Here is a 24,826-nt window from a genome sequence, read left to right on the forward strand (position 1 = left end):
CAGGCGCAACCTGACCGGAGCGGTCTGCTCCGCCGGGCACACTTTGCTGATCAGGAGCGGGTGTATCCGGGCGGCGGGGCGAGTGAAATCCGCATAGTCACGCCTGCCTCCGCTCAACTGCCTTGCAGCAGGCGGCGGATGTCGAAGTGGTGGTGGTGCGCTTCGTGCACGGTGTGCAGCGCGACCCAAGAGATGGTGCGGGTGGCCGGTTCCGGATACGGGTAGAGCATTTCGCGCTTCCAGGCCTCGGCGTCGAGGCGGTCGAGCACGTTGGCCAGCATGAGCGCCGCGTCGGTCAGTTGGCGGGCGACGTCTTCGGGCTCCTGCTCGGCCCAGCCGTCATACTCGACCCGCTCTGGACCCATCGACACGCACACGAAACCGTCGAGGCGCCGCGTGCTGAGGATTCGCTCGCGCTGCACCAGAAATACGTCGCGTCACAGCGCTTCAGGGTTGCGGGCCACTCGGCGCGCCATGGCTCTGAGCTGGAACAGGATCAGCACCACGGCCAGTTCCGCGGCGAGCCACACGCCGACGTAGATGCCGCTGTTCGTGATGGACGGCGCGATGGCGCAGGCGGCGATCAGGAGCACGGCGCCAACGACGACGGATTCGCAGGCCAGTGCTCTGCGGTCGGTGCGCACCAGGCGCCAGCCGAATACGCCCAGGTCTCGGCGGTTCGGCCACAGCAGGGCCCAGGTTGCCGCGACGAGCACCGCGTCTGCGACCACGGCTGTGACGCGCACTTCGTGGCCGCTGGAGGACTCTGCGCTTCCGCTGACTATCTGCATTCCGATCACGGCCAGCCAGCCGAGGCGCCACAGGCGTCGCAAGATGACTGATTCGAGGTTGAGTCGGAGGGTGCGCTGCTGCGGATCTATGCTCAGCGCCCTGCGGAAGCCTCGCAACGAACCGCCCCAGCCCCACCTGGACTGATCGAGTATCGCGAGGGCGCCATGCGCCTGCGCGTGCTGGGGGTTGATCGCCAGCGCTTGTCGGTAGGCGGCTCGGGCTTCCTCCTTCTTGCGCAGCGTTCTGAGAATCGCGCCGCGGACGTAGTGGGTGTCCGCGCTTTGCGGGGCCAGTTCGCAGGCGCGTTCGGCGGCTTTGAGCGCGGCGTTGGGGTCCACGCGCAGGAGGCACTGTGCTTGCGTCAGGTGCGCGCGCCACTCCTCGGGAGCCAGGCGCACCGCCTCGGCCGCCGCCTCGGCCGCGGCCTTGTGACTCTTCGTGCGGCGCAACACCTCCGCGAGAATGCGGTAGCCGTGCTCGGAATGCGGATCAGCGGCGACCGCTGCTTTCGCGGTACGCAGCGCTTCCGCGTTGCTGCCCAGGGCCGACTGGCAACGTGCGGCCAGGCGCAGCGCGGCCGGGTCGTCGGGCTGCGACGAGAGCACGACGGTCACTATTGCGAGGGCTTCGCCGGTCCGCTTGAGAGCGAGGAGGCGTTGGGCGCGGGCCAGATCCGCGCCGTGGGTTGCGCTCACCGGCCGCTCCTCGCGTGTGGCTACTGCTTCACAATAGTCTGACTTGTGTGGGCGGTATACGGCTCGGGAAGCACGTGGGGTCGGTGCGGGATGGGGGCGGGGACCGAGGGGGATCGAGGCGGGGGCCAGGTCAGGTTCGTCAGGAGACTCTGCTGACGTTCTGGCCGGGCGGGGCGCCCTCGATCCAGGACAGGAAGCCGGTCAGCGCGTCGGGGGACATCGCCAGTTCCACCAGGCCGGCACCGAATCTGCACTCGACGATGGTCCAACCGGGGAAGAGCGCGAGTTCCTCATGGCCTTCGGCGTCTCTGCGGCCGATCACTTCCAGGTTGGGGCGGGTGAGCACCGCGGCCGGGCGGAAGGCGTAGGAGAAGATGCGGAACCAGTCGATCCGGTCGTTCTCGTACTGGGCCACCCCGTAGGACCAGCCGCGTCCGGCGCGCACTCCGGCCGCGCTGAGCGGGGTGCTGGTACCGCGCTGCGCCACGGCCGTTTGGTGCGAGGTTCCGAAATGCACCGCAGCCTGCGCCGACCCGGGGGTCAGGCGCAGGCTGCAATCGAACGTGCCGCCGCGTCGGCGGATCACCACCCGCCGGGCGAATAGGACGCCTATGCCGAGTAGCAGCACCAGCACCGTGGTGACGAGGCCATCCAGCAGGTCGGTGAGAACCATCGGCTACACCGCCCGCGCCTGTCCGTGTCCATCCGGACAGCCGGACGCCGCAGCGCACGGATGCGCACGGCTCGGGCGTTTCGCCCTCGCCCTGCCCGGCCCCCTTCGGCCCCGGCCCCTCACCGTCACCGTCGCATGCACGGATGCTCCTGCTCCGTCGCCTTAGGGGGTGTTTGAGAAGTGGGGTCGGACAAGGGCGCGACGCATGGCGCGTGCGACCGCAAGGCGGAGGGCCGTTCCCATACCGGCAGTACGGGCACGGCCCGACAGCGCGGCGAGCGCGCGTGACAGGCGACGCGACCCCGACACCACTTCTCAAACACCCCCTAGTGCACGGCGCGGCCCGCGGCGCGCAGGCGTACCTCGGCACGCAGCGCGGCGGCTTCCGAGTCCCTGTCGAACTCGCCGGCCCGGGCACGGGTCAGCGCTTCCTGGGCCCTGGCGACGTCGATCTCGTCGGACAACTCGGCCGCCTCGCTCAGCAGCGAGACCCGGTTGTCGTCCACCGCGATGAAGCCGCCGTGCACCGCCACCTTCAGGGTCTCCCCCGGCACACCGTCCACCACGGTCCTGATCGTCGCCACCGACGGGGACAGCACGGACAGGATCGGCTGGTGACCGTGCATCACGCCGACATCGCCGTCCGCGGTCTTGGCGATCACCAGCGACGCCCTGCCGGACCAGACCTCGCGGTCCGCCGCGACGAGCGTCACTTCGAGTTCAGCCACGATGCGGCTCCTCCACTCCTCGTGCGGGAAAGCCTAGCGGACCCGCCGGGGGCGGCTGACCGGTTCCGGTGAGCCGGTCAGCGCCGCCGTCCGGCGGGGCCGCCCGGCCCACTTGGTCAGTTCCTTGGCTTTGCGTTCGAGGTCTTCGAGCCCACCACACATGAAGAACGCCTGCTCGGGCACGTGGTCGTACTTGCCGTCGGCGATCGCCGTGAACGCGGCGATGGTCTCGTCCAGCGGCACGAACGAGCCGTCGACGCCGGTGAAGATCCGGGCCACGTACGTGTTCTGGGACAGGAAGCGCTCGATCCGCCGTGCGCGCTGCACGGTGATCTTGTCCTCTTCGGACAGCTCGTCCACGCCCAGGATCGCGATGATGTCCTGAAGATCCTTGTACTTCTGCAGGATCGCCTTGACCCGGGTCGCGGTCTCGTAGTGGTCCTTGGAGATGTACCGCGGGTCGAGGATGCGGCTGGTCGAGTCCAGCGGGTCCACGGCCGGGTAGATGCCCTTCTGGGTGATCGGACGGCTCAGCACCGTCGTCGCGTCCAGGTGGGCGAAGGTGGTGTGCGGCGCCGGGTCGGTGATGTCGTCCGCGGGCACGTAGATCGCCTGCACCGAGGTGATGGAGTGGCCTCGGGTCGAGGTGATGCGCTCCTGGAGCTGGCCCATCTCGTCGGCCAGGGTCGGCTGGTAGCCCACCGCGGACGGCATGCGGCCGAGCAGGGTCGAGACTTCGGAGCCCGCCTGGGTGAAGCGGAAGATGTTGTCGATGAACAGCAGCACGTCCTGCTTCTGCACGTCGCGGAAGTACTCGGCCATGGTCAGCGCCGAGAGCGCGACGCGCAGACGGGTGCCCGGCGGCTCGTCCATCTGGCCGTAGACCAGCGCGGTCTTCTCGATGACACCGGTCTCGGTCATCTCCGCGATCAGGTCGTTGCCCTCGCGGGTGCGCTCGCCGACGCCGGCGAAGACGGAGACGCCGCCGAAGTTCTCCGCGACCCGGTAGATCAGTTCCTGGATCAGCACCGTCTTGCCCACGCCCGCGCCGCCGAACAGGCCGATCTTGCCGCCGTTGACGTACGGGGTGAGCAGGTCGATGACCTTGATGCCGGTGACGAACATCTCGGTCTTCGAGTCCAGCTGGTCGAAGCTCGGCGCCTTGCGGTGGATGCCCCAGCGCTCGCCGGCCTCGAACTGCTCGCCGTCCTTGAGGTTGAGGACGTCGCCGGTCACGTTGAACACGTGCCCCAGGGTGATGTTGCCGACCGGCACCGAGATCGGGCCGCCGCTGTCCTTCACCTCGGAGCCGCGCACGAGGCCGTCGGTGGGCTTCATCGCGATGGCGCGGACCATGTTGTCGCCGATGTGCTGGGCGACCTCAAGGGTCAGCGTGCGGCTCTCGCCCTGGAAGTCGTAGTCGATGGTCAGCGCGTTGTTCAGCTCCGGCATCGCGTCGACGGGGAATTCCACGTCGACGACGGGACCGATGATCCGCGAGACGCGGCCGACGCCGGTCGTGGTCGCCTGGTCAGTGGTCGTCATGGTTCCTATTCGCTTCCCGCGGACGTTTCGGCCAGCGCGTTCGCGCCGCCCACGATCTCGCTGATCTCCTGGGTGATCTCGGCCTGGCGAGCCGAGTTGGCCAGCCGGGTGAGCTGGCGGATGAGGTCCGTGGCGTTGTCCGTCGCCGACTTCATCGCCCGCCGCCGGGCGGCGTGCTCGGAGGCGGCCGACTGGAGCAGGGCGTTGTAGAGCCGCGCCTTGATGTAGTTCGGCAGCAGCGCGTCGAGCACCTCGGCGGGCGAGGGCTCGAACTCGTAGAGCGGGAAGACCCCGCCGGGCGGCGCCTCGGTGCTCTCCTCGATCTCCAGCGGCAGGAAGCGCGCCGCCGTCGGGTTCTGGCTCAGCATCGTGACGAACTCGGTGGAGACCACGTGCAGCTCGTCGACGCCGCCGTCCTCGCCGCCCTTGAGGAAGGACTCGATCAGCGCGTCGCCGATCGCCGCCGCGTCGCCGTACTGCGGGTTGTCGGAGAACCCGGTCCACGTCCCGGCCGGCGTGACGCCCCGGAAGGTGTAGAACGTGACGCCCTTGCGGCCGATCACGTACCGGTCGATCTCCTTGCCCTGCTCGCGCAGCAGCGCCGCGAGCTGCTCGGCCTGCTTGATCGCCGCGGTGTTGTACGCCCCGGCGAAGCCGCGGTCCGCGGTGATCAGCACGATCGCCGCGCGCCGCAGCTGCGGGCGCTCGCCGATCAGCGGGTGCTTCGCGTTGGAGTGCGAGGCCACCGCGGAGACGGCGCGGGTGATCTCCCGTGCGTAAGGGGTCGACTGCGCGACACGCTGCTGCGCCTTGACGATGCGCGCGGTGGCGATCAGCTCCTGCGCCCGGGTGATCTTCTTGGTCGCGGAGACGGACGCGATGCGCCGCCGGTAGACCCGGAGTTGCCCGCCCATGGCCTCAGCCCTCCTTCCCGGAGCGGTCGGTCTGGTCGGCCGTCCTCGAACTCGACCGTGGCCGGCGGCGCAGGGTCGGCCGACGCGCAGCGGCGGTCGAGCCCACAGCCGCCGACGAGGCCGCGGTCAAGTTCGAAGAGCCCTGATAGGTCGTCGTCACGACGCTCAGCCCTTCGTGTGCCGGGTGATCGTCTCCTGGCCCACCTCGGACGGGTCCAGGGCGCCGACCGACACGTCGCCGCGCAGCAGTTGCCCGTCGCTCTTCTCGAAGGTGTTCTTGAAGGAGTCGATCGCGGAGCGCAGCAGGGCGAGGTCGTCGTCGGAGAGCTTCTCGTTCTTCGCGGCGATGCTGCTCAGGATCTCCGGGTGCGCGGAGCGCAGGTGGTCGAGGAACTCGGCCTCGAACCGCCGGATGTCCTCGACCGGGACCTCGTCCAACTCGCCGGAGGTGCCGGACCAGATCGAGACGACCTGCTCCTGCACCGGGAACGGGCTGTACTGCGGCTGCTTGAGCAGCTCGACGATGCGCTGGCCGCGGGCCAGCTGCGCCTTGGATGCGTCGTCGAGGTCCGACGCGAAGGCGGCGAACGCCTCCAGGTCGCGGAACTGGGCCAGATCCACCCGCAGCGAGCCGGAGACCTGGCGCATCGACTTGACCTGCGCCGCGCCGCCGACCCGGGAGACCGAGGTGCCGACGTTCACCGCGGGACGCACGCCCGAGTTGAACAGGTCGGTCTCCAGGAAGCACTGGCCGTCGGTGATGGAGATGACGTTGGTCGGGATGAACGCCGAGATGTCGTTCGCCTTGGTCTCGACGATCGGCAGGCCGGTCATCGAGCCCGCGCCCATGTCGTCGGACAGCTTCGCGCAGCGCTCCAGCAGCCGGGAGTGCAAGTAGAACACGTCGCCGGGGTACGCCTCGCGGCCCGGCGGGCGGCGCAGCAGCAGCGACATGGCGCGGTACGCCTCGGCCTGCTTGGAAAGGTCGTCGAAGATGATCAGCACGTGCTTGCCGGCGTACATCCAGTGCTGGCCGAGGGCCGAGCCGGTGTACGGGGCCAGGTACTTGAAGCCGGCCGGGTCGGAGGCCGGGGCGGCGACGATGGTCGTGTACTCCAGCGCACCGTTGTCCTCAAGCGCCTGGCGCACCGCGGCGATCGTCGAGCCCTTCTGGCCGACCGCGACGTAGATGCAGCGCACCTGCTTCTTCGGGTCGCCGGAGTCCCAGTTCGCCTTCTGGTTCAGGATGGTGTCGATGCAGACCGCGGTCTTGCCGGTCTGCCGGTCGCCGATGATCAGCTGGCGCTGGCCGCGGCCGATCGGGGTCATCGAGTCGATGGCCTTGATGCCGGTTTGCAGCGGCTCGTTGACCGACTGGCGCTGCATGACCGTGGGGGCCTGGAGTTCCAGCACGCGCCGGGTCTCCGCCTCGATCGGGCCGAGGCCGTCGATCGGGTTGCCCAGCGGGTCCACCACCCGGCCGAGGAAGTTGTCGCCGACCGGCGCGGACAGGATGTCCCCGGTGCGGCGGACCGCCTGCCCCTCCTCGATGCCGGTGTAGTCGCCCATGACGACCACACCGATCTCGCGCACGTCCAGGTTCAGCGCGATGCCGAGCGTGCCGTCCTCGAACTTGAGCAGTTCGTTGGTCATGGCCGAGGGCAGGCCCTCGACCTTGGCGATACCGTCACCGACCTCGGTGACCGTACCGATCTCGTCGACGTTCGCGGCCGAAGGCTCGTACGACGAGACGAAGCGCTCCAGCGCGTCCCGAATCTCCTCGGGACGGATCGTGAGCTCCGTCATGAGTCTTTCTTACTCCCTAGTTCTCCCGGGCCTTCGGCCCTCGATGTCACCGCATCCGGGCCTTCGCCCGCGCGTTGGTACTGCCACCCTCCGGCCCGGAGGGTCACGTCGTGTCAGTGCGAGACCCGGCGCGAGGCTTCGGCCAGGCGTCCCGCGATCGAGCCGTCGATGATGTCGTCGCCGATCCGGATGGTCATGCCGCCGATCAGCTCCTGGTCGAGCTCCACGTTCAGCCGGATGTCGCGTCCATAAGCTCGGGCCAGGATGCCGGAGAGCCGGGCGCGCTGCGCCTCGGTCAGCGGTACCGCGGCGGTCACCAGGGCGGTGATGCGCTCGCGGCGCGCCGCCGCGATCCGGCTGAGCTCCTCGACCCCGGTCACCACGGACCGCCCGCGCGGGGCGGCCACCAGCCGGCGGATCAGCCGCAGCGCGGACGGGCTCGCCTTGCCCGCGAGCAGCGAGTCCACCAGCGCGGTGCGCTGCGCGGCGGCACCGTGTCGGCTGAAACCGTGCTCGGACAGGCCGGCGGCCAGTTCGGGCTCGGCCGCCAGGATCCTGCCGAAGCGGAACAGGTCGTCCTCGACCGCGTCGAGGGCACCGGCCCGCTCGGCCAGGGCCAGCTCGGCCTCGGTGGCCAGCACGTCGACCGCGTCGGCCAGGTCGCGCGGCTGCGACCAGCGGCCGCGCACCATGCCCGCCACCAGGTCCACGACCGGCTCGCCGAGCTTGCCGGTCAACAGCGCGGCGACCAGCGCCGCGCGCTGCTGCGGATCGCGGGAGGGGTCGGTGAGCAGCCGGCGCAGCGACACGTCGCCGTCGAGCGCCGCGCCGACGGCCGCGAGGCCGTCGGACAACGCCGTGACGTCCGTCGACGGCATGCCGGTCAGCGCGGCCAGCGACTCCTGGGCCTGCTTGAGCGAATCCCGACTCGCGCCGCGCATCAGCCCGCCTGTCCCGGCGCGGAAGCCGCACCGGCCGGGGCGCCGAGACGGGCGTCGAGCTCGTCGAGGAACCGGTCGATGATCCGCTCCTGTAGGGCGCTGTCGGCGGCCCGCTCGCCGACGATCTTGTCCGCCAGCTCCACCGCGAGCTTGCCGAGGTCGGCCTTGAGGACGGAGACCGCGGAGTTGCGGTCCGCGGTCAGTTGGGCGTGCCCGGCGGCGACGATGGCCTCGCGCTGCCTGACCCCCTCCTCGCGGGCCTTGTCCACCAGCGCGGCGCCCTCGGCCTGGGCCTTGGCCCGCACCTCGGCCGCCTCGTGCCGCGACTCGGCCAGCTTCGCGGTGAACTCGGCCCTGATCCGCTCGGCTTCGGCCTGGGCGACCTCGGCCTTCTGTAGGCCGCCCTCGATCGCCTCGGTACGCTCGGCCAGCACCTTGCGCACGCCGGGCAGCACCTTGATGTAGAGGAAGAAGAAGACGATCGCGAACGAGACGATGCCGAGGATCAGCTCCGTCGTGTCGGGCACGATCGGGTTCTGGTCGGCGAGGATCGTGAGCTGTGCCACGGTGGTGCCTCCTTACCTGCCTGGCTCCGCGTCGGTCACTTGCCGAAGACGAACGGCATGACGATGCCGATGAGCGCCAGCGCCTCGGTCAGCGCGAAGCCGATCCACGCGGTGGACATGATCGTGCCGCGGGCCTCGGGCTGGCGGGCGATGGCCTCCACCGAGTGGCCGAAGATCAGGCCGATGCCGATGCCCGGGCCGATGGCGGCCAGGCCGTAGGCGACGGCGCCGAGGGAGCCGGTGACACCGGTGGCGGCGAGGTCAACTGCGGACATGTTGTGTCAGTTCCTTCGAGTCGAACCGGCGGGCTGTCCACCGGTTGGCTTGTGGTGCTGGGGCGGGGCGGATCAGTGGCCTTCGGTGGCGAGCGACTCGCCGATGTACTGCGAGGTGAGCATGATGAAGATGTAGGCCTGAAGGGCCTGGATCAGCATCTCGAAGCCGGTGAGCACGATCACCATGGCCAGCGAGCCCGCGGCGAAGAGCGCTCCGATCGACGCGCTGGTCAGGTACCAGGTGGCCGCCATGAAGGTGGCCAGCAGCATGTGCCCGGCGAACATGTTGGCGAACAGCCGCACCATCAGGGTGAAGGGCTGCACGATCAGCACCCGCGCCCACTCGACCGGGACGAGGATCGCCAGCACCCACAGCGGCACGCCGGTGGGGATCGTGCCGCGCAGGAAGCCCCACAGCCCCTTGCGCCTGATCGCCAGCGTCCAGTAGGTGAGGTAGACCATCGCCATGATGGAGGCCGGGAAGGCGATCTTCGAGGTCGCCGGGAAGCTGGCGACCGGGATGATCTCCATCAGGTTCATGATCCAGACGAAGAAGAACAGCGAGAAGAGGAACGGCACGTACCGGTCCGCCTCCTTGCCGATCATCGGCCTGGCCACCTGGTCGCGCACGAACAGGTATCCGAGCTCGCCGACGTTCTGCGCGCCGCGCGGCACCAGCTTCGGCGCGCGGAAGGCGTAGTAGAAGAACCCGCACACGAGCAGCGAGCTGACCAGCGCGAGCAGCATCGGCTTGGTGAAATGGAAGGACCCGATCGAGAAGATCGGTGCGAAGTTGAAGTTGTCCAGGGACGGCGCGGGGAACCCGCACCCAGAGCCCAGGTGGCAGCCGGAGGCGAGCAGGCTGCTCGCGGTTGCCGTGGTACTCACCGGTTCACTCCTTCGGCCTGGCGCATCATGTGCCGATATATCAATAGGCTAATTGACTTGGGATGGTCGCTTCGCCGACGCGGCCGCACCGGTGCCCGGGGTGCCGCGCGGTCACTTCCGGCGCTGCTCCCGCAGGGCGAGGTGCACGGTGTACCAGAGGGACACCGCCGCGCCGAACAGCACACCGAAGAGCAGCAGGATCGGATGACCGGTCCACCGGCCGATGAGATAAGCCAGTCCCCCGTAGACGGCGATCGCCGAGGCCATGTGCCCGACGATGGACCATCCAAAGGATTCCTGCCTGCGCCTCTCGGCCCGGTCCGCATCCTCGCCGGCTTCCTGTGGCTGCCGTGCGGGTGGGTCAGCGGGCGGTCGGGTCGTCGGGCTCATCGCCGGCTCCGGTGCGCGCTCCGGCGTGCTCCCGGCACAACTCGGCTCCGTGGCGCCTGCGCAGCGAATGGCCGGGACGCGCGCGATGACTGATGCGGGCGGCGGCTCGTCGGAGCGTGGCGGCGGTCATGGCGGCTCACGAATCCCCGGCGGCGCCGTGCATGGACGACGGCTCGACGATCAGGGTCTTGGCCGTGACGAAGGCACGGATCTGGCCGGCGCTCCACGCCAGGACGCAGGCGATCGCGGTGACCCCGAAGACCCGGCCGCTGAACAGCGTGGTGTCCTTGAACTGCGAGGAGAGGACCGCCAAGGCCAGGATCTCGACGGTGTAGGTGCCGACGGCCGCGATCATCATGAACTGCGGGCTCACCCGCGCGGCGCGCATGACGGCGATCTGTGAGATCACGAAGAAGAGGCTCACGACGAGGATCGCGATCACGGCGCCCAGCACGCCCTTCCCGCCTGACACGACTCCCCCGACGACGGCGCCGAGCACGCCGACGGCCACGGTGGCTACGGCAGACTGCCGTAGCGCGCGGACGTCGTCGGCCTGCATGGTGTGTGGCTCCAGTTTGTTCGATGTCACTGCGCTCGTGATGTCACAGTGCTCGTGGGGTCACGGGTTCGCGGGGCACGGGCCATCGGCTGCGGGCGTATTCTCGATGGGCTCCTTGCTCGTGAAACCTATCACAAACGACTGAGCGCGTCTTTACCGAGTCTGGGTGGCCTCGATCACGTCCCCCGCACCGGAGCTGTCATGTCGTCACACGCCTGCTCAACCGGTGGGTGGACGCGTGGTGTGAACCAGGTCGGGCAGCGGCGGGGGCGGCTGTGCGTTCGCTTCCGCGGCGGGCGCTGTAGTAGACGGCACGGTAGTAGAGGGTGCTGAACTGTCGGTAGCAGTACCGGTAGCGGGGGACATCCAAGCCGGCGCCAAGGCAGGCGTCGTTGCGGCCGCGGCGGCGCGGCGGGCGTGCAGGGCGGCATGGCGCGCAGTGCGTACCGCGTGGTCGTCGATGTGCTTGCGGGCGCGTGGCAGCAGCAGGAACAGCAGCGCGGCGCCGAAGCCGCCGATCGCGACGAGGATCGGCGGGCGGTGCTGCGGGGTGACGGTGACCAGGATCACCACGGCGGAGATCAGCGCTGCCCACAGGTACATGATCAGGACCGCGCGTTGCTTCGAATGGCCGATCTGCAACAGCCGGTGGTGCAGGTGCTCCTTGTCCGCGGAGAACGGCGAGCGCCCGGCCTTGGTGCGCCGGACCACCGCCATGATCATGTCCGCCATCGGCAGGGCGAGGGCCGAGAACGGCAGCACCAGCGGGATGTAGACGGCCAGGCTCTTGTGCGTCGCCGCGGTCTGCGAGTGCGCGGCCTGGATCACCTGGTCCGGGTCGACCTGCCCGATGGCCAGGATGGTGGTGGCGGCCAGCAGCAGGCCGAGCAGCATCGAGCCGGAGTCGCCCATGAAGATGCGCGCAGGGGACCAGTTGTGGCACAGGAAGCCGAAGCACATCCCGGCCACGATCGCGGCGATCATCACGGCGGGGGTCGCGGCGGTGATGAAGTAGCCGACCTGGAGCCGGTAGGCGTAGGCGAAGAACGCCAGGGCGGCGATGGCGCACATCCCGCCGGCCAGGCCGTCGAGGCCGTCCACGAAGTTCACCGCGTTGATCATGATGACCACGATGAGGATGGACAGCACCGCGGCGCTGGTCGGGTCGAGGCCGACGGTGCCGTATCCGGGGATCGGCAGCCAGTTGATCTGCACGCCGCTGAGCACCATGACCGAGGCGGCGAAGACCTGCCCGGCCAGTTTGATCAGCGCGTCCACGCCCCAGCGGTCGTCAACGATGCCGAGCAGGGTCAGCAGGCCGGAGCCCCACAGCAGCCCGGGGATGGCCAGCGACTGCGTGTAGACCCACTGATGCAACATCGGCATGTGCGCGGCGAAGACCAGCGCGGCCAGGAAGCCGAGGTACATGCCCAGGCCGCCGAGCCGGGGGGTGGGGACGGTGTGCACGTCGCGCGCGCGCAGTTCGGTCAGAGCGCCGAAGCGGATCGCCGCCACGCGGATCGGCCCGGTGGTCAGGTAGGTGACCACCCAGGCGACCGCCATGACGACCAGATACTCGCGCATCTAGCTCCGCCCGCCGCCTTCCGACCCCGTGTCAGGGGGTGTTTGAGCTGTGAAGCAGCAGTCGCGTCGCCTGTCACGCACGCTCGCCGCGTCGTCGGGTCGCGCCCAAACCTCCAGTGTGGGCACGGCCCGACGCCTTGCGATCGCACGCGCCATACGACGCTCCCCGATCCGGCTCCACATCTCAAACACCCCCCTCAGCCCTCGTCGGTGATCAGGGTACGCCGGGCCGCTGAGCCTCGCCCGCACCTTCAGGAACGTGCGTCACGGTAGTACGTGGTCTGCCGGTGGTACTTGTCGACGGATTCACGCCGGGACGCTTGACAAGGAAGACGCCCGGCGGGGCGCTCCGGTTGCCGGAAACACGCCGCCGGGCGGCCATTCGGATGACGGTCGCGGTGACTGCGGGTGCTGATTTCACCGGTTCAGCGGGGTCGGTACAGCGGAAATTCACCCACCAGCTCGGCGACCTCCTTCTCCACGGCCGGGACCGCGACGCCGTCGGCGTCACGGACCGCCCGGCCGATCAGGGTGGCGATCCGGCGCATCTCAGGCTCCTTCATCCGCTGGGCGGTGACGGTGGCGGTGCCGACGCGCAGTCCCGAGGTGACCATCGGCTTGGCCGAGTCGTAGGGCACGCAGCTGCGGTTGAGCATGATGCCGGCCCGCTCGCAGCGCATCTCCGCCTCGCGGCCGGTGACCTTCGCGCCGACGGCCGTGCGCACGCCGGCCCCGTCCCTGCCGCGCAGGTCCAATACGGCCAAATGGGTGTCCGTGCCGCCGGAGACGGCGCGCATCCCCTCCTGTTCGAGGGCTTCGGTCAGCGCGCGGGCGTTCGCCACGATCTGCGCGGCGTACTCGCGGAACTCCGGCTTGGCCGCCTCGGCGAAGGCGACCGCCTTGGCGGCGATCGCGTGCATCAGCGGCCCGCCCTGCGTGAAGGGGAAGACCGCGCGGTCGATCGCGGAGGCGAGTTCGGCGCGGCACAGGATCGCGCCGCCGCGCGGGCCGCGCAGCGTCTTGTGCGTCGTCAGGGTGACCACGTCCGCGTACGGGACCGGCGAGGGGATCACGCCGCCCGCGACGAGGCCGGCGAAGTGCGCGGCGTCGACCAGCAGGTGCGCGCCGACCTCGTCGGCGATCGCGCGGAACGCGGCGAAGTCGATCAGCCGGGCATAGGCGGTGGCCCCGCAGATGATCAGCTTCGGCCGGTGCTCGCGGGCCAGGTCGCGCACGCGGTCGTAGTCGATCAGCTCGGTCTGCTCGCTGACCGGATATCCCACGGTCTCGAACCAGGTGCCGGAGAAGTTGCCCTGCGCGCCGTGGGTGAGGTGGCCGCCGTGCGGCAGCGCCATGGCCAGGACCTTCTCGCCCGGGGTGAGCAGCGCGGCGAAGACGGCGAGGTTGGCGGCGGCGCCGGTGTGCGGCTGCACGTTGACATGGTCCGCGCCGAAGAGCGCGACGGCGCGGTCGACGGCCAGCCGTTCGGCCGCGTCCACTTGGGCGCAGCCGCCGTAGTAGCGGCGCCCGGGATAGCCCTCGGCGTACTTGTTGGACAGCACCGAGCCGAGCGCCGCCAGGACGGCCGGTGAGGCGGGGTTCTCGCTGGCGATCAGTTGCAGCGAGCTGCGCTGGCGTTCGAGCTCATCCAGCAGCACGCCCGCGATCTGCGGATCGGTGCGCACCAGCGCGCCGTAGTCGGGTCCGTAGAACGGGGCGATCGGGTCGGCGGTGTGGAGTCGGGGAGCGGCGATGGGGGACATGATCACGCTCCAAGTGTCAATGCCTCTGAGGGGAGCCCGCGCGATTTGCGGGCAGTTGCGGACTTTTCCCTCACACACTAGGACGAGAGGCACCGTCCGGCACGGGCAACAAGCCGCAATCCGACGCTCGTGTCGGCTCGGGCGCGCAGTAGTGCGTCGCTCACCGTTCGTCACGACGGTGACGCAGAGCACTAGTAAGACTTCGTACAGTGCGGAGAAAGCCGTTGCCGGTCAACGGAAAGTCGCGAATCAAGGACTGACTGTCCATGTGAGATCTGCCACACCTGCGCGAAGTTGAGTTTCCGCGGCGGATTTGCTTACGGTCGTTGCCGTCCGCCTACGCGGACACCGTGGTCGGTACGCCGAATCCTGCCCGCCGCCCACGCCGTACCCGAAACCCGACGGGCAGGAGCGGAGGAACCACTTTTCCGCCGGTGCAACGGGCGCCGCCCACCAGTGGCGGCCCGTGCGACACCGGCTCGGGGTGAATCCGCGCGACTCGCGGTAGGGCCATTTCTCCGGTCCGAATCCGACAGCTCACTTCGCAGGCGTGGGAGAGGAACGCTTTTCTTTCATGGCCATCAGTCGTGCTTTCCACGTGCCCGCGTCCGCCGGGCGCCATCGCAAGCCCTCCTACGCCCGCCGGGTGATCGCCACCGCCGCAGCCGCGGGCGCCGGCGTGACCATCCCGTTCATGGCCGCCGGCGCGGCCCACGCGTCCTCGATCAACTGGGACGCGGTCGCGCAGTGTGAGTCCGGTGGCAACTGGGCGATCAACACCGGCAACGGCTTCTACGGTGGGCTCCAGTTCACCGAGCAGACCTGGCTCGGCTACGGCGGCGGCGCCTACGCGTCGTACGCCAACCAGGCCAGCCGCACCGCGCAGATCGCGATCGCCGAGAAGGTGCTCGCCGGGCAGGGCATCGGCGCCTGGCCGGTATGCGGCCCGCACGGCTACACCTCAGGCGGCAGCTACACGACCACCAACGCGAACGGCGCGGGCTCGGGCTCCAACTCGGGCTCCAGCTCAAGCTCCGGCAGCTCGCACCAGTCGACCTACTCGGCCCCGTCGCACTCCACCTCGACGCCGAGCACCGGCTCGACCTACAGCGCCCCGGTGACCAGCGCCCCGTCGACCACCGCGACCGGCGGTCACAGCTACACCGTCGTGCCGGGCGACACGCTCTCCGGCATCGCGCAGAGCAAGGGGCTGTCGGGCTGGCAGAACCTGTACCAGGAGAACGAGTCGGTCGTCGGCTCGAACCCGAACCTGATCTTCCCGGGCCAGGTCCTGCACTTCTGAGTCGGCGCCGCAACGCTCAGGCGCTGCGCCGCCCAAACGCGAACCGCGCCCGGACCCTCGAACGGGGTCCGGGCGCGGCTAGTCCGTCACACAGCCGTATCTGTGCCAGCACGTCTGACGTGACGGTATGTCAGCGCGTGATGTTCGGCACCACCTTGGCGATTTCCTCGAAGCTCAGCGCGCCCTCGCGCAACAGCTTCGGAACGTCCCCGGTCAAATCGACGATCGACGACGGCACGCTGTCCGCCGTCGGCCCGCCGTCCAGGTAGATCTCCACGGACGTGCCGAGCTGGTCCTGCGCGGCGGACGCCGTCTGCGCCGGGGGCTGCCCGGAGCGGTTGGCCGAGGAAACGCCCATCGGGCCGACCTCGGTGAGCAGCTCGATGGCGACCGGGTGCAGCGGCATCCGCAGCGCGACGGTGCCGCGGGCGTCGCCCAGGTCCCACTGCAACGAGGGCTGGTGGCGGGTGACGATCGTCAGCGCGCCGGGCCAGTAGGCGTCGACCAGGTCCCAGCCGCCCTCCGGGAACTGCGCGACCAGGCCGTGCAGCGTGGCCGGCGCGCCGACCAACACCGGCACCGGCATGTCCCGGCCGCGGCCCTTCGCGGCCAGCAGCGAGGCGACCCCGCCCGCCGAGAACGCGTCCGCGCCGATGCCGTACACCGTGTCGGTGGGCAGCACGACCAGTTCCCCGCGGCGTACCGACGCCGCGGCCTCGCGCAGCCCGGCGGCGCGCTGGTCGGGGTCGGAGCAGTCGTAGCGGCGGCTCATCGGCCCTCACGGCTCCCTGTACACATACTCGCCGTGTACATACTCCCCGGGCGCACACTGCTCATGCGCTGCGTCCCTCCTTGCGAGCGGTCACGAATCGCGGGCGGCCGGTCAGGTCGCGGTGGTCGGCGGCCTCGGCCCAGCCCAGTTCCTCCAGGAAGATCCGCTGCACCGCCCCGCCCTGCTCGTCAGAGTGTTCCACAGCCACCCAGCTGCCCGGACGCAGCAGCCGGAACGCGGTCCGTTCGAGCGAGCGGATCATATCCAGGCCGTCCGGCCCGGCGTACAGCGCCAGCTGCGGATCGTAGTCCCGCGCCTCGGCCGAGACGCGGTCGCGGTCCAGCAGCGGGACGTAGGGCGGGTTCGAGATGACCAGGTCCACGGTGCCGTCCAGCTCGGGCAGCGCGGTGAGCGCGTCGGCGTGGTGCAGCGTGACCCGCCGGCCTTCGGGCGTGCGTGCCAGGTTGCGCCGGCTCCACGCGAGGGCATCGGCAGACAGCTCCACCGCGTGCACCCGCGAGCGCGGCACCTCCTGCGCTATGGCCAGCGCCACAGCTCCGGAGCCGCTGCACAGGTCCACGATCAGCGGTTCGGCGATGTCCAGATCGCGCAGCCGGTCGATCGCCCAGCCGACCATGACCTCGGTCTCCGGGCGCGGCACGAAGACCCCCGGGCCGACCTCAAGCTCCAGGTAGCGGAAGAAGGCGCGGCCGGTGATGTGCTGGAGCGGCTCGCGGTTCTCCCGGCGCGCGACGGCCTCCCAGAAACGCGCGTCGAAATCACCGTCCCGGACCGTGTGCAGCTCGCCGCGGCGCACGCCGTGCACCCAGGCGGCCAGTTCCTCGGCGTCGGCGCGCGGCGAGTCGACCCCGGCCTCGGCCAGCCGGACCGCCGCGAGCGCCACCTCGGACAGCAGCAGGTTGAGCGGCGCGGTGTTGACGGACGCAGCGTTGAGCGGCGCGGTGTTGATCGGCGCAGTACCGACGCCGCCCGCCGCTCCGGCGAGGCCGGGCAGGGCGGTCGGCGCCGGTCCGGCGTCCGAATCTGCGGGGTCCGCGTCGCTCACGGCTTCAGAGCTCCTGGCCGGCCAGCTTGGCGGCCAGGTCGGCGTCCACGCAGGACTGGATCACCGGGTCGAGCTCGCCGTCGAGCACCTGGTCCAGGTTGTAGGCCTTGAACCCGGTGCGGTGGTCCGAGATCCGGTTCTCCGGGAAGTTGTAGGTCCGGATGCGCTCGGAGCGGTCCACCGTGCGCACCTGGCTGCGGCGCGCGTCGGAGGCCTCCTTGTCCGCCTCCTCCTGCGCGGCGGCCAGCAGCCGGGCGCGCAGGATGCGCATCGCCGACTCCTTGTTCTGCAACTGCGACTTCTCGTTCTGGCAGGAGACGACGATGCCGGTCGGCAGATGGGTGATGCGCACCGCGGAGTCCGTCGTGTTGACCGACTGGCCGCCGGGCCCGGAGGAGCGGAAGACGTCGATACGCAGGTCGTTCGGGTTGATCTCGACCTCGACCTCCTCCGCCTCGGGCATGACCAGCACCCCGGCCGCTGAGGTGTGGATGCGGCCCTGCGATTCGGTGACCGGCACGCGCTGCACCCGGTGCACGCCGCCCTCGTACTTCAGCCGCGCCCAGATGCCGTCACCGGGCTGCGGGACGCCGCGGGTCTTCACCGCGAGCGAGACGTCCTTGTAGCCGCCGAGGTCGGAGTCGGTGGCCTCGATGACCTCGGTCTTCCAGCCCTGCCGCTCGGCGTAACGCAGATACATCCGCAGCAGATCGCCGGCGAACAGCATCGACTCCTGACCGCCCTCGCCGGCCTTGATCTCGACGATGACGTCCTTGTCGTCGTTCGGGTCGCGCGGGATCAGCAGATGCTGCAACCGCAGCTCCAGTTCACCGCGCCGCTCCTGTAGGGGCTCGATCTCGTCGGCGAAGGCGGGATCCTCGCGGGCCAGCTCGCGCGCGGTCTCGATGTCGCCGGCGTTCGCCTGGTAGGCGCGGTAGGTCTCCGCGATCGGCGTCAGCTCGGCGTAACGCTTACCCAGCTTGCGGGCCAGCGCCTGGTCGGTGTGCACCTGCGGGTCGGCGAGGCGCCGCTCCAGCTCGGCGTGCTCGACCATCAGGTCGTCGATCGCCTCGAACACGGTGCCACGCTCTCTCTCGACTCGGTCTCGGGCCCGGCGGCCGGCGCGACGCGGGCAACCCGCGGCCGCCAACACGAAACGGCGCCGACGCCGGGGTTCCCCCAGGCGCCGACGCCGTCGTACGCGCTACTTGCCGGACTTCTTCTTGCCGCCGAAGCGGGCCTCGAACTTGGCCACCCGGCCGCCGGTGTCCAGGATCTTCTGCTTGCCGGTGTAGAAGGGGTGGCACTGCGAGCAGACGTCGGCGTGGATCTCGCCGCGGGTCGCGGTGGACCGCGTGGTGAAGGTGTTGCCGCAGGTACACGTCACCTGCGTGACGACGTATTCGGGGTGGATCCCGGACTTCACGATGTGCTCCTCATGGTCGAAAGGGCCGCCGGATCGCCACTCGGTCATCCCGTGCCGTGGCGTGAACCGGGACCGACGTACCAGTCTGCCAGGCCAGGGCCGCCGACTCCAAAACACGCTCGGAGTGCGGCGGCCCCTGCCGGGCTCGGTGCCTCAACGGAACCGAGCGGGTGTGCTATTCCCGCTGCTACTCGCCGTCGCGCGCGGGGGTGTTCTTCTGGATCTGCATCAGCAGCTCGACGTTCGACTTCGTCTTGCGCATCTGCGTGATCAGCAGCTCGATGGCCTGCTGCTGCTCCATGTTGTGCAGCAGCCGGCGCAGCCGCCACATGACCGCCAGTTCCTCGCCGCCGAGCAGGATCTCCTCGCGCCGGGTGCCGGACTGGTCGATGTCCACGGCCGGGAAGATGCGCTTGTCGGCCAGCCGCCGGTCCAGCTTGAGCTCCAGGTTCCCGGTGCCCTTGAACTCCTCGAAGATGACCTCGTCGGCCTTCGAGCCGGTCTCCACCAGCGCGGTGGCCAGGATGGTCAGCGAGCCGCCGTTCTCGATGTTGCGCGCGGCGCCGAAGAAGCGCTTCGGCGGGTAGAGCGCGGTCGAGTCGACACCGCCGGACATGATGCGGCCGGAGGCCGGGGCGGAGAGGTTGTACGCGCGGCCGAGGCGGGTCATCGAGTCGAGCAGCACGACCACGTCGTGGCCCAGCTCCACCAGCCGCTTCGCCCGCTCGATGGCCAGCTCGGCGACCGTGGTGTGGTCCTCGGCCGGACGGTCGAAGGTGGAGGCGATGACCTCGCCCTTGACCGAGCGCTGCATGTCGGTCACCTCTTCCGGCCGCTCGTCGACGAGCACGACCATGAGGTGGACCTCGGGGTTGTTGACGGTGATCGCGTTGGCGATCGCCTGGAGCACGAGGGTCTTGCCGGCCTTCGGCGGGGAGACGATCAGGCCGCGCTGGCCCTTGCCGATCGGGGCGACCAGGTCGATGATCCGGGTGGTCAGCCCGCTGGCCTCGGTCTCCAGGCGCAGCCGCTCCTGCGGGTAGAGGGGGGTCAGCTTGTTGAACTCGGCGCGGTGGTTCGGGCTGCGCGGGTCGCGCGACTCGCGGGTCTCCTCGGGGGTGACGCCGTTGACGCTGTCCAGCTTGACCAGCGCGTTGAACTTCTCCCGGCGCTCGCCCTCACGCGGCTGGCGCACCGCGCCGACCACCGCGTCGCCCTTGCGCAGGTTGTACTTGCGCACCTGCGCCAGCGAGACGTACACGTCGTTCGGGCCGGGCAGGTAGCCGGAAGTGCGCACGAAGGCGTAGCTGTCGAGCACGTCCAGGATGCCGGCGACCGGGATCAGGACGTCGTCCTCGGTGAGGGTGGACTCAGGCGAGCCGCCACCCTCGTAGCCCTCGCGGCCGCGCCGGTTACGGTTGCCGCCGCGGTCACGGTCCCGATCGCGGTCACGGTAGCGGCTGCGCCGCCCGCGGCCCTCGAAGTCCTCGTCACCGCCGCCGGTGCTCTGGCTCTGGCCCTGGCCCTGACCGTCGCGGTTGCCGGCGGGGCGCTCGTTGGCCTGCCCCTGGCTTTGGCTCTGGCCTTGCCCTTGATGCTGCTGCTGACGGTCGCCGCGGTCACGGTCCCGGTTGCGGTTGTTGTTGCGGTCCCGGTTGCGCTCACGCCGCGACGGCTGCACGCCCTCGCCGGTGCTGCCGCCCTGCTGAGCGGTGCCCTGCGCGGTGCCGGCGGTCGCGGTGCCGGCGGTCGCAGTGGGCGTGCCGCTGCCCTGCGCGGACGCGGCGGGGACGGCCTCGGCGGTGCGGCTCTGCGCCTGCGCCACGGGCGCGGTCTCGGCCGCGACCTCTTCCTTGCGGGCGGGCTGCTCCGGGATGCGCTGCTGCGCCGAGATGGCGCGACGACGGCCGTTGGCGCGCTCCTCCCGCGCGGGCGCGGCGGCCTCGGGGGCCTGCTGGACGGTCGCGGCACCGTTCGTGCTGGTGCGCCGGGTCGTCGCGCCACCGTTCGAGCCGGTGTCCTGCGCACCACCGGCACGCGTTCCGGTCGAGGCGGCGGCCGGGGCGCCGGCGGACGCGGTCCCCGCGCCCGACCCGCCCTGGCGCAGCTGGATCGCCTCGATCAACTGACCCTTGGGCATCCGGGTTACGCCCTTGATGCCCAGCTCTGCGGCCTTGAGTCGCAGTTCAGGCAGCAGCAGCCCGGACAGCCCGGTGCCGGTGCGGCGCCTGCCGCGGCTCGCAGACTCGTCGGCGGAGGTCAGTTCGGTGGTATCGCTCACGAAGGGTCCTTCCCTGGAGCGGGCGCCGTCGCCGGGATGGCCCGGCACGGCGACCGGTCGTGCCCCTGTCCGGCCGGCGGTGTCCGATTTCCGGCACCGCGACGACCGCAGGGGCGGGGGTTCATTACCGGACGGCGGTGGTCCACCGTGTCCGGCGGCGTGCATAAATACGCCTGAGAAAGGGGGCCGTCAGGGCCACCGCCGGCATGTGCACACAGGATGAAAGAATCCCGGAGGGGGATGCGACGTGGTCCGTCAGGTGGGAGCACTGTCCGTGGCCGCGCTGTCGGCGCCCGAGATGGGTCGCCGGGCCACCGCGTACAACGGGTGCGGTTACGAGGTTAACACTCTTGAGGCGTTGTGGCATTCCCCAACTCTCGGCGAGATCTTGCGTGTCGGTCGCACGGGGCTACCCGACGTCGGCCGTCACCCCCGCAGCGGCGACGGTCAGGACTGCGACGTCCCATCCGCCGGGCGCATAGGAGGCGGCCTTCTGCGGCCAACCTGGGCCGACGGTCAGCACGAGCACGCTCGGGCCGGCGCCGGAGACGGCGGCGGCGAACCCGGCCGCGCGCAGCCGCCGGATCAGGGCCGCGCTTTCCGGCATCGCCGGGGCGCGATAGTCCTGATGCAACCGGTCACGCGTCGCGGCGTGCAACAGTACAGCCCGATGATGGTGCGTCAGCTCCGGAGTCGTCAACGCGGCCGTGAGCAGTGCCGCGCGGCCGGCGTTGGCCGCCGCGTCGCGGTGCGCCACCAGCTGCGGCAGCAGTCCGCGCGCGACCTCGGTGGCCAGCCGGTTCTGCGGGATGAGGACGACTGCTGAGACGTCCGGATCAGGAGTCAGCCGCAGCGCAAAGGCACGCATGTCCCGCGGTTGAGAGCTTGAAGCACCCTGCGCTTCACCGGGATCAGGGTGCCTGTCGTCCTCATCGTCCTCAGGAGCCTGTGTCCAGGCGACGGTCAGTCCTCCGCGCAGTGCGGGCGCGACGTTGTCGGGGTGCCCCTCGATCCTCGTCGCCAGGTCGAGCAGCGTATCGTCATCGAGCACTGATGCGCCACCCACGGCCAACTCGCGGGCGGCCACCAGGCCGGCGCAAATCGCCGCGGAGGAGGAGCCGAGCCCTCGACCGTGCGGGATCCGGTTGTGACACCGCACGCGTAACCCGGCCGGCTGCCCGCCGAGCGCGTCGAACCCCACACGTGCCGAGCGCACGAGCAGATGCCCCTCGTCCAGCGGGACCTCCCCCGCGCCCTCGCCGGTGACTTCCACGTGCAGACCCGGCTCGTCCAGCGCCTCGACGACGACCTCGTCGCGCAGTTCGAGCGCCAGGCCAAAGCAGTCGAAGCCGGGACCGAGGTTGGCGCTGGTGGCCGGCGGGCGGACGGTGACCGGTCCCGGACGGAAGCGCGGCTGAGCCGGCTGGGCCAAATGACTCACCCGATCAGCCGAGCCCGAGGATGCCGGCCGCGGCCGCGGCGTCGACCGGGATCTTCGGCGGGGTCGGCGCGCCGTTGATCGCCCAGTCCGGGTCCTTGAGCCCGTTGCCGGTCACGGTCACCGTGATCCGCTGCCCGCGCTCCAGCCTGCCCTGCTGCGCGAGGTGCAGCAGCCCGGCGATGCCCGCCGCGCTGGCAGGCTCCACGAACACGCCCTCACCTGCGGCCAGCAACCGGTACGCGGACAGAATCTGACGGTCCGTCACGGCCTCGATCAGGCCGCCGGACTCGTCACGTGCCGCGGTCGCCAGCTCCCACGACGCAGGGTTGCCAATCCGGATGGCCGTTGCGATGGTCTGCGGACTGGCAACGGGCGCCCCGCCGACGATAGGTGCCGCGCCCGCCGCCTGGAAGCCGAACATCCGCGGGCGGTGCGTGGCCAACCCGCCCTTCTCGTACTCCGTGTAGCCCATCCAGTAAGCCGAGATGTTCCCGGCGTTGCCGACCGGCAGGACGTGCACGTCCGGCGCGTCGCCGAGGGCGTCCACGATCTCGAAGGCGGCGGTCATCTGCCCGGCCAGCCGCGCCGGGTTGACCGAGTTGACCAGCGCGACCGGGTAGTCCTCCGCGAGATCGCGCGCCAGCCGCAGACAGTCGTCGAAGTTCCCGGCCACTTGCAGGATCCTGGCGCCGTGCGCGAGGGCCTGGCTCATCTTGCCCAGCGCGATCTTGCCGTCCGGGATGAGCACCGCACAGACCATACCGGCGCGTACGGCGTAGGCGGCGGCCGAGGCGCTGGTGTTGCCGGTCGACGCGCAGATGACCGCTTCGGCCCCCTCTTCGGCGGCCTTGGAGATGGCCACGGTCATGCCGCGGTCCTTGAACGAGCCGGTCGGGTTCATGCCCTCGACCTTGAGGTACACGTCGCAGCCGGTCCGCTCGGAGACGAGCTTCGCGCGCACCAGCGGCGTGCCGCCCTCGCCGAGGGTGACGACCGGCGTGCCGGCGCGAACCGGAAGCCACTCGCGGTACTCCTCGATGACGCCGCGCCAGCCGCCGCGCGATCGTGCCACGGTCTCCACCATCAGGACTCCAGTATTCCCACTCGGCCTCGGCCTGCTCGGCCTACTCGCCCTCGACTCGCATCACGGAAGTCACGTCGCGCACCGTGTCCAGGGCCCGCAGGCTCTCGACGGTGGCGGCGAGCGCGGCGTCGGTGGCCGCGTGCGTCGAGACGACGAGCCGCGCGTCGTCTCCCTGGCCGGACTGGCGCACCGTCTGAATCGACACCTCATGGTCGGCGAACACCAAGGCCACCTGCGCGAGCACGCCGGCCTTGTCGTCCACATCCAACGAGATGTGATAGCGCGTGCGCGCTTCACCCATCGAGCCGACACGCAGGTCGGCATATAAAGTCACCGCGGGCGCCCGCCCACCGTTGACCTTGTTGCGGCACACGGCCACAAGATCCCCGAGCACCGCACTGGCGGTCGGCGCCCCACCGGCCCCGGGTCCGTAGAACATCAGCTGCCCCGCGGCCTCGGACTCCACGAACACCGCGTTGTACGCCTCGCGGACCCCGGCCAGCGGATGCGAGCGCGGGATCATCGCCGGATGCACGCGGGCGGTGACCGACTCGCGCACCGGGTCGAGCTCGCAGATGGCCAGCAACTTGACCACGAAACCCATCTCGCGGGCCGAAACGACATCGGCGGCCGTGACCTCGGTGATGCCCTCGCGGTACACATCCGCCGCGGTCACCCTCGTGTGAAACGCCAGCCCCGCGAGAATCGCGGTCTTGGCCGCCGCGTCGAAGCCTTCGACGTCCGCCGTCGGATCCGCTTCCGCGTACCCCAGCGCGGTCGCCTCGTCCAGCGCGTCCGCGAAACCCGCGCCGGTCGAATCCATCCGGTCGAGGATGAAGTTGGTCGTCCCGTTCACAATGCCGAGCACCCGCTTGACCTTGTCGCCGACCAGCGACTCGCGCAGCGACCGCAGCAGCGGAATGGCGCCGGCCACAGCGGCCTCGTAGTAGAGGTCGGCGCCGTGCTTCTCGGCGGCGGCGTGCAACGTCGCGCCGTCCTCGGCCAGCAGCGCCTTGTTCGCGGTCACCACGCTCGCGCCGTTCGCCAGCGCGCCGAGCATCAGCGCGCGCGCCGGCTCTATGCCGCCGATGACCTCCACCACGACGTCCACATCCCGGCGCGTCGCCAACGCGAGCGCATCGGTCGTGAACAGCGCCGGGTCGACCGGCAGGTCCCGCACCCGGTTGGGCCGACGCACCGCGATGCCCGCGAGTTCGAGCGGGGCGCCGATCCGGGCGGCCAGGTCACCGGCGGTGGTCGTCATGAGCCGGGCGACCTCGGAGCCGACGACCCCGCAGCCCAGCAGCGCGACCTTCAGCGGGCGCTCGCTCATG

25 protein-coding genes and 1 riboswitch are annotated in these 24,826 nt (G+C 70.3%); of the genes, 1 reads left to right on the plus strand and 24 read right to left on the minus strand.

The features are described 5' to 3' along the window. Window positions 1–113: 113 nt before the first annotated feature. From VGS97_RS15325 to glyA, 16 genes are all read right to left on the minus strand, one after another. Window positions 114–422, minus strand: a complete 309-nt coding sequence (locus tag VGS97_RS15325) for a DinB family protein (protein WP_326854187.1) — start codon at window positions 420–422, stop codon at window positions 114–116. A gap of 15 nt (window positions 423–437) precedes the next feature. Beyond that, window positions 438–1,487, minus strand: coding sequence for a tetratricopeptide repeat protein (locus VGS97_RS15330; RefSeq protein WP_326854188.1), 1,050 nt, complete (start codon window positions 1,485–1,487; stop codon window positions 438–440). Between the two features lie 139 nt (window positions 1,488–1,626). Next, window positions 1,627–2,160 (minus strand): DUF2550 domain-containing protein, encoded by a 534-nt coding sequence (locus VGS97_RS15335; protein WP_326854189.1) that lies wholly within the window; start codon window positions 2,158–2,160, stop codon window positions 1,627–1,629. Between the two features lie 326 nt (window positions 2,161–2,486). Further along, window positions 2,487–2,891: a F0F1 ATP synthase subunit epsilon gene (locus VGS97_RS15340; protein WP_349262147.1), complete on the minus strand. Its 405-nt coding sequence runs from the start codon at window positions 2,889–2,891 to the stop codon at window positions 2,487–2,489. Between the two features lie 30 nt (window positions 2,892–2,921). Beyond that, a complete protein-coding gene (gene atpD, locus VGS97_RS15345; protein ID WP_326854191.1) occupies window positions 2,922–4,433 on the minus strand; it encodes a F0F1 ATP synthase subunit beta in 1,512 nt (503 codons plus the stop codon). 5 nt (window positions 4,434–4,438) lie between these two features. After that, the gene (locus VGS97_RS15350) at window positions 4,439–5,347 is read right to left on the minus strand and encodes a F0F1 ATP synthase subunit gamma (protein WP_326854192.1); all 909 of its coding nucleotides are present in this window, start codon (window positions 5,345–5,347) and stop codon (window positions 4,439–4,441) included. 4 nt (window positions 5,348–5,351) lie between these two features. Further along, window positions 5,352–5,507: a hypothetical protein gene (locus tag VGS97_RS15355; RefSeq protein ID WP_326854193.1), complete on the minus strand. Its 156-nt coding sequence runs from the start codon at window positions 5,505–5,507 to the stop codon at window positions 5,352–5,354. A 5-nt stretch (window positions 5,508–5,512) separates the two neighbouring features. After that, window positions 5,513–7,153 carry a F0F1 ATP synthase subunit alpha gene (gene atpA, locus VGS97_RS15360; RefSeq protein ID WP_326854194.1) on the minus strand — a complete coding sequence of 547 codons (1,641 nt, stop codon included), beginning with the start codon at window positions 7,151–7,153 and terminating at the stop codon, window positions 5,513–5,515. Window positions 7,154–7,266: 113 nt separating this feature from the next. Continuing rightward, window positions 7,267–8,094, minus strand: a complete 828-nt coding sequence (locus tag VGS97_RS15365) for a F0F1 ATP synthase subunit delta (RefSeq protein ID WP_326854195.1) — start codon at window positions 8,092–8,094, stop codon at window positions 7,267–7,269. Next, window positions 8,094–8,660, minus strand: a complete 567-nt coding sequence (locus tag VGS97_RS15370) for a F0F1 ATP synthase subunit B (protein WP_326854196.1) — start codon at window positions 8,658–8,660, stop codon at window positions 8,094–8,096. Before VGS97_RS15370 ends, VGS97_RS15365 begins: the two co-directional genes overlap by 1 nt. A gap of 35 nt (window positions 8,661–8,695) precedes the next feature. Further along, complete coding sequence (gene atpE / locus VGS97_RS15375) at window positions 8,696–8,935, minus strand: ATP synthase F0 subunit C (protein WP_326854197.1); 240 nt, start codon at window positions 8,933–8,935, stop codon at window positions 8,696–8,698. A 72-nt stretch (window positions 8,936–9,007) separates the two neighbouring features. Further along, a complete protein-coding gene (gene atpB / locus VGS97_RS15380) occupies window positions 9,008–9,823 on the minus strand; it encodes a F0F1 ATP synthase subunit A (protein ID WP_326854198.1) in 816 nt (271 codons plus the stop codon). A 111-nt stretch (window positions 9,824–9,934) separates the two neighbouring features. Further along, a complete protein-coding gene (locus VGS97_RS15385; RefSeq protein ID WP_326854199.1) occupies window positions 9,935–10,213 on the minus strand; it encodes a hypothetical protein in 279 nt (92 codons plus the stop codon). A 136-nt stretch (window positions 10,214–10,349) separates the two neighbouring features. Then, on the minus strand, window positions 10,350–10,802 hold the full coding sequence (locus tag VGS97_RS15390) for a hypothetical protein (protein ID WP_326854200.1): 453 nt from the start codon (window positions 10,800–10,802) through the stop codon (window positions 10,350–10,352). A gap of 189 nt (window positions 10,803–10,991) precedes the next feature. After that, the gene (locus VGS97_RS15395; protein ID WP_326854201.1) at window positions 10,992–12,356 is read right to left on the minus strand and encodes an MraY family glycosyltransferase; all 1,365 of its coding nucleotides are present in this window, start codon (window positions 12,354–12,356) and stop codon (window positions 10,992–10,994) included. Between the two features lie 425 nt (window positions 12,357–12,781). Continuing rightward, entirely contained in the window at window positions 12,782–14,119 is a 1,338-nt protein-coding gene (glyA, locus tag VGS97_RS15400) for a serine hydroxymethyltransferase (RefSeq protein ID WP_326854211.1), read from the minus strand. A gap of 373 nt (window positions 14,120–14,492) precedes the next feature. Next, window positions 14,493–14,685, plus strand: a riboswitch (cyclic di-AMP (ydaO/yuaA leader). Between the two features lie 8 nt (window positions 14,686–14,693). Here glyA and VGS97_RS15405 point away from each other — a divergent pair. Next, a complete protein-coding gene (locus tag VGS97_RS15405) occupies window positions 14,694–15,422 on the plus strand; it encodes a transglycosylase family protein (protein WP_326854202.1) in 729 nt (242 codons plus the stop codon). Window positions 15,423–15,552: 130 nt separating this feature from the next. Here the strand turns inward: VGS97_RS15405 and VGS97_RS15410 are convergent, their stop codons facing one another. The 8 genes from VGS97_RS15410 to VGS97_RS15445 form a co-directional block, all read right to left on the minus strand. Further along, entirely contained in the window at window positions 15,553–16,194 is a 642-nt protein-coding gene (locus tag VGS97_RS15410) for an L-threonylcarbamoyladenylate synthase (RefSeq protein WP_326854203.1), read from the minus strand. A 61-nt stretch (window positions 16,195–16,255) separates the two neighbouring features. Then, the gene (gene prmC / locus VGS97_RS15415; protein ID WP_349262148.1) at window positions 16,256–17,164 is read right to left on the minus strand and encodes a peptide chain release factor N(5)-glutamine methyltransferase; all 909 of its coding nucleotides are present in this window, start codon (window positions 17,162–17,164) and stop codon (window positions 16,256–16,258) included. Window positions 17,165–17,264: 100 nt separating this feature from the next. Further along, window positions 17,265–18,338 carry a peptide chain release factor 1 gene (prfA, locus tag VGS97_RS15420; RefSeq protein WP_326854205.1) on the minus strand — a complete coding sequence of 358 codons (1,074 nt, stop codon included), beginning with the start codon at window positions 18,336–18,338 and terminating at the stop codon, window positions 17,265–17,267. A gap of 126 nt (window positions 18,339–18,464) precedes the next feature. Further along, window positions 18,465–18,686 (minus strand): 50S ribosomal protein L31, encoded by a 222-nt coding sequence (rpmE, locus tag VGS97_RS15425; RefSeq protein WP_326854206.1) that lies wholly within the window; start codon window positions 18,684–18,686, stop codon window positions 18,465–18,467. 187 nt (window positions 18,687–18,873) lie between these two features. After that, window positions 18,874–20,967, minus strand: a complete 2,094-nt coding sequence (gene rho, locus VGS97_RS15430; RefSeq protein WP_326854207.1) for a transcription termination factor Rho — start codon at window positions 20,965–20,967, stop codon at window positions 18,874–18,876. A 409-nt stretch (window positions 20,968–21,376) separates the two neighbouring features. Then, on the minus strand, window positions 21,377–22,408 hold the full coding sequence (gene thrB, locus VGS97_RS15435) for a homoserine kinase (protein ID WP_326854208.1): 1,032 nt from the start codon (window positions 22,406–22,408) through the stop codon (window positions 21,377–21,379). Window positions 22,409–22,412: 4 nt separating this feature from the next. Continuing rightward, window positions 22,413–23,492, minus strand: a complete 1,080-nt coding sequence (gene thrC, locus VGS97_RS15440; protein WP_326854209.1) for a threonine synthase — start codon at window positions 23,490–23,492, stop codon at window positions 22,413–22,415. 40 nt (window positions 23,493–23,532) lie between these two features. Then, window positions 23,533–24,825 (minus strand): homoserine dehydrogenase, encoded by a 1,293-nt coding sequence (locus tag VGS97_RS15445; RefSeq protein ID WP_326854210.1) that lies wholly within the window; start codon window positions 24,823–24,825, stop codon window positions 23,533–23,535. Window position 24,826: the final 1 nt, after the last annotated feature.

Source organism: Actinocrinis sp. (assembly GCF_035946395.1).
Classification (GTDB): domain Bacteria; phylum Actinomycetota; class Actinomycetes; order Streptomycetales; family Catenulisporaceae; genus Actinocrinis.

Excerpts from the sequence above, each read along its gene's own strand:
- thrC (WP_326854209.1), bottom strand. The coding sequence starts at position 23,492 with ATGGTGGAGACCGTGGCACGATCGCGCGGCGGCTGGCGCGGCGTCATC.
- atpA (WP_326854194.1), bottom strand. The coding sequence starts at position 7,153 with ATGACGGAGCTCACGATCCGTCCCGAGGAGATTCGGGACGCGCTGGAG.
- VGS97_RS15385 (WP_326854199.1), bottom strand. The coding sequence starts at position 10,213 with ATGAGCCCGACGACCCGACCGCCCGCTGACCCACCCGCACGGCAGCCA.
- glyA (WP_326854211.1), bottom strand. The coding sequence starts at position 14,119 with ATGTCCCCCATCGCCGCTCCCCGACTCCACACCGCCGACCCGATCGCC.
- VGS97_RS15365 (WP_326854195.1), bottom strand. The coding sequence starts at position 8,094 with ATGCGCGGCGCGAGTCGGGATTCGCTCAAGCAGGCCCAGGAGTCGCTG.
- VGS97_RS15395 (WP_326854201.1), bottom strand. The coding sequence starts at position 12,356 with ATGCGCGAGTATCTGGTCGTCATGGCGGTCGCCTGGGTGGTCACCTAC.
- VGS97_RS15445 (WP_326854210.1), bottom strand. The coding sequence starts at position 24,825 with ATGAGCGAGCGCCCGCTGAAGGTCGCGCTGCTGGGCTGCGGGGTCGTC.
- VGS97_RS15335 (WP_326854189.1), bottom strand. The coding sequence starts at position 2,160 with ATGGTTCTCACCGACCTGCTGGATGGCCTCGTCACCACGGTGCTGGTG.
- atpD (WP_326854191.1), bottom strand. The coding sequence starts at position 4,433 with ATGACGACCACTGACCAGGCGACCACGACCGGCGTCGGCCGCGTCTCG.
- VGS97_RS15405 (WP_326854202.1), top strand. The coding sequence starts at position 14,694 with ATGGCCATCAGTCGTGCTTTCCACGTGCCCGCGTCCGCCGGGCGCCAT.
- VGS97_RS15350 (WP_326854192.1), bottom strand. The coding sequence starts at position 5,347 with ATGGGCGGGCAACTCCGGGTCTACCGGCGGCGCATCGCGTCCGTCTCC.
- atpE (WP_326854197.1), bottom strand. The coding sequence starts at position 8,935 with ATGTCCGCAGTTGACCTCGCCGCCACCGGTGTCACCGGCTCCCTCGGC.
- VGS97_RS15410 (WP_326854203.1), bottom strand. The coding sequence starts at position 16,194 with ATGAGCCGCCGCTACGACTGCTCCGACCCCGACCAGCGCGCCGCCGGG.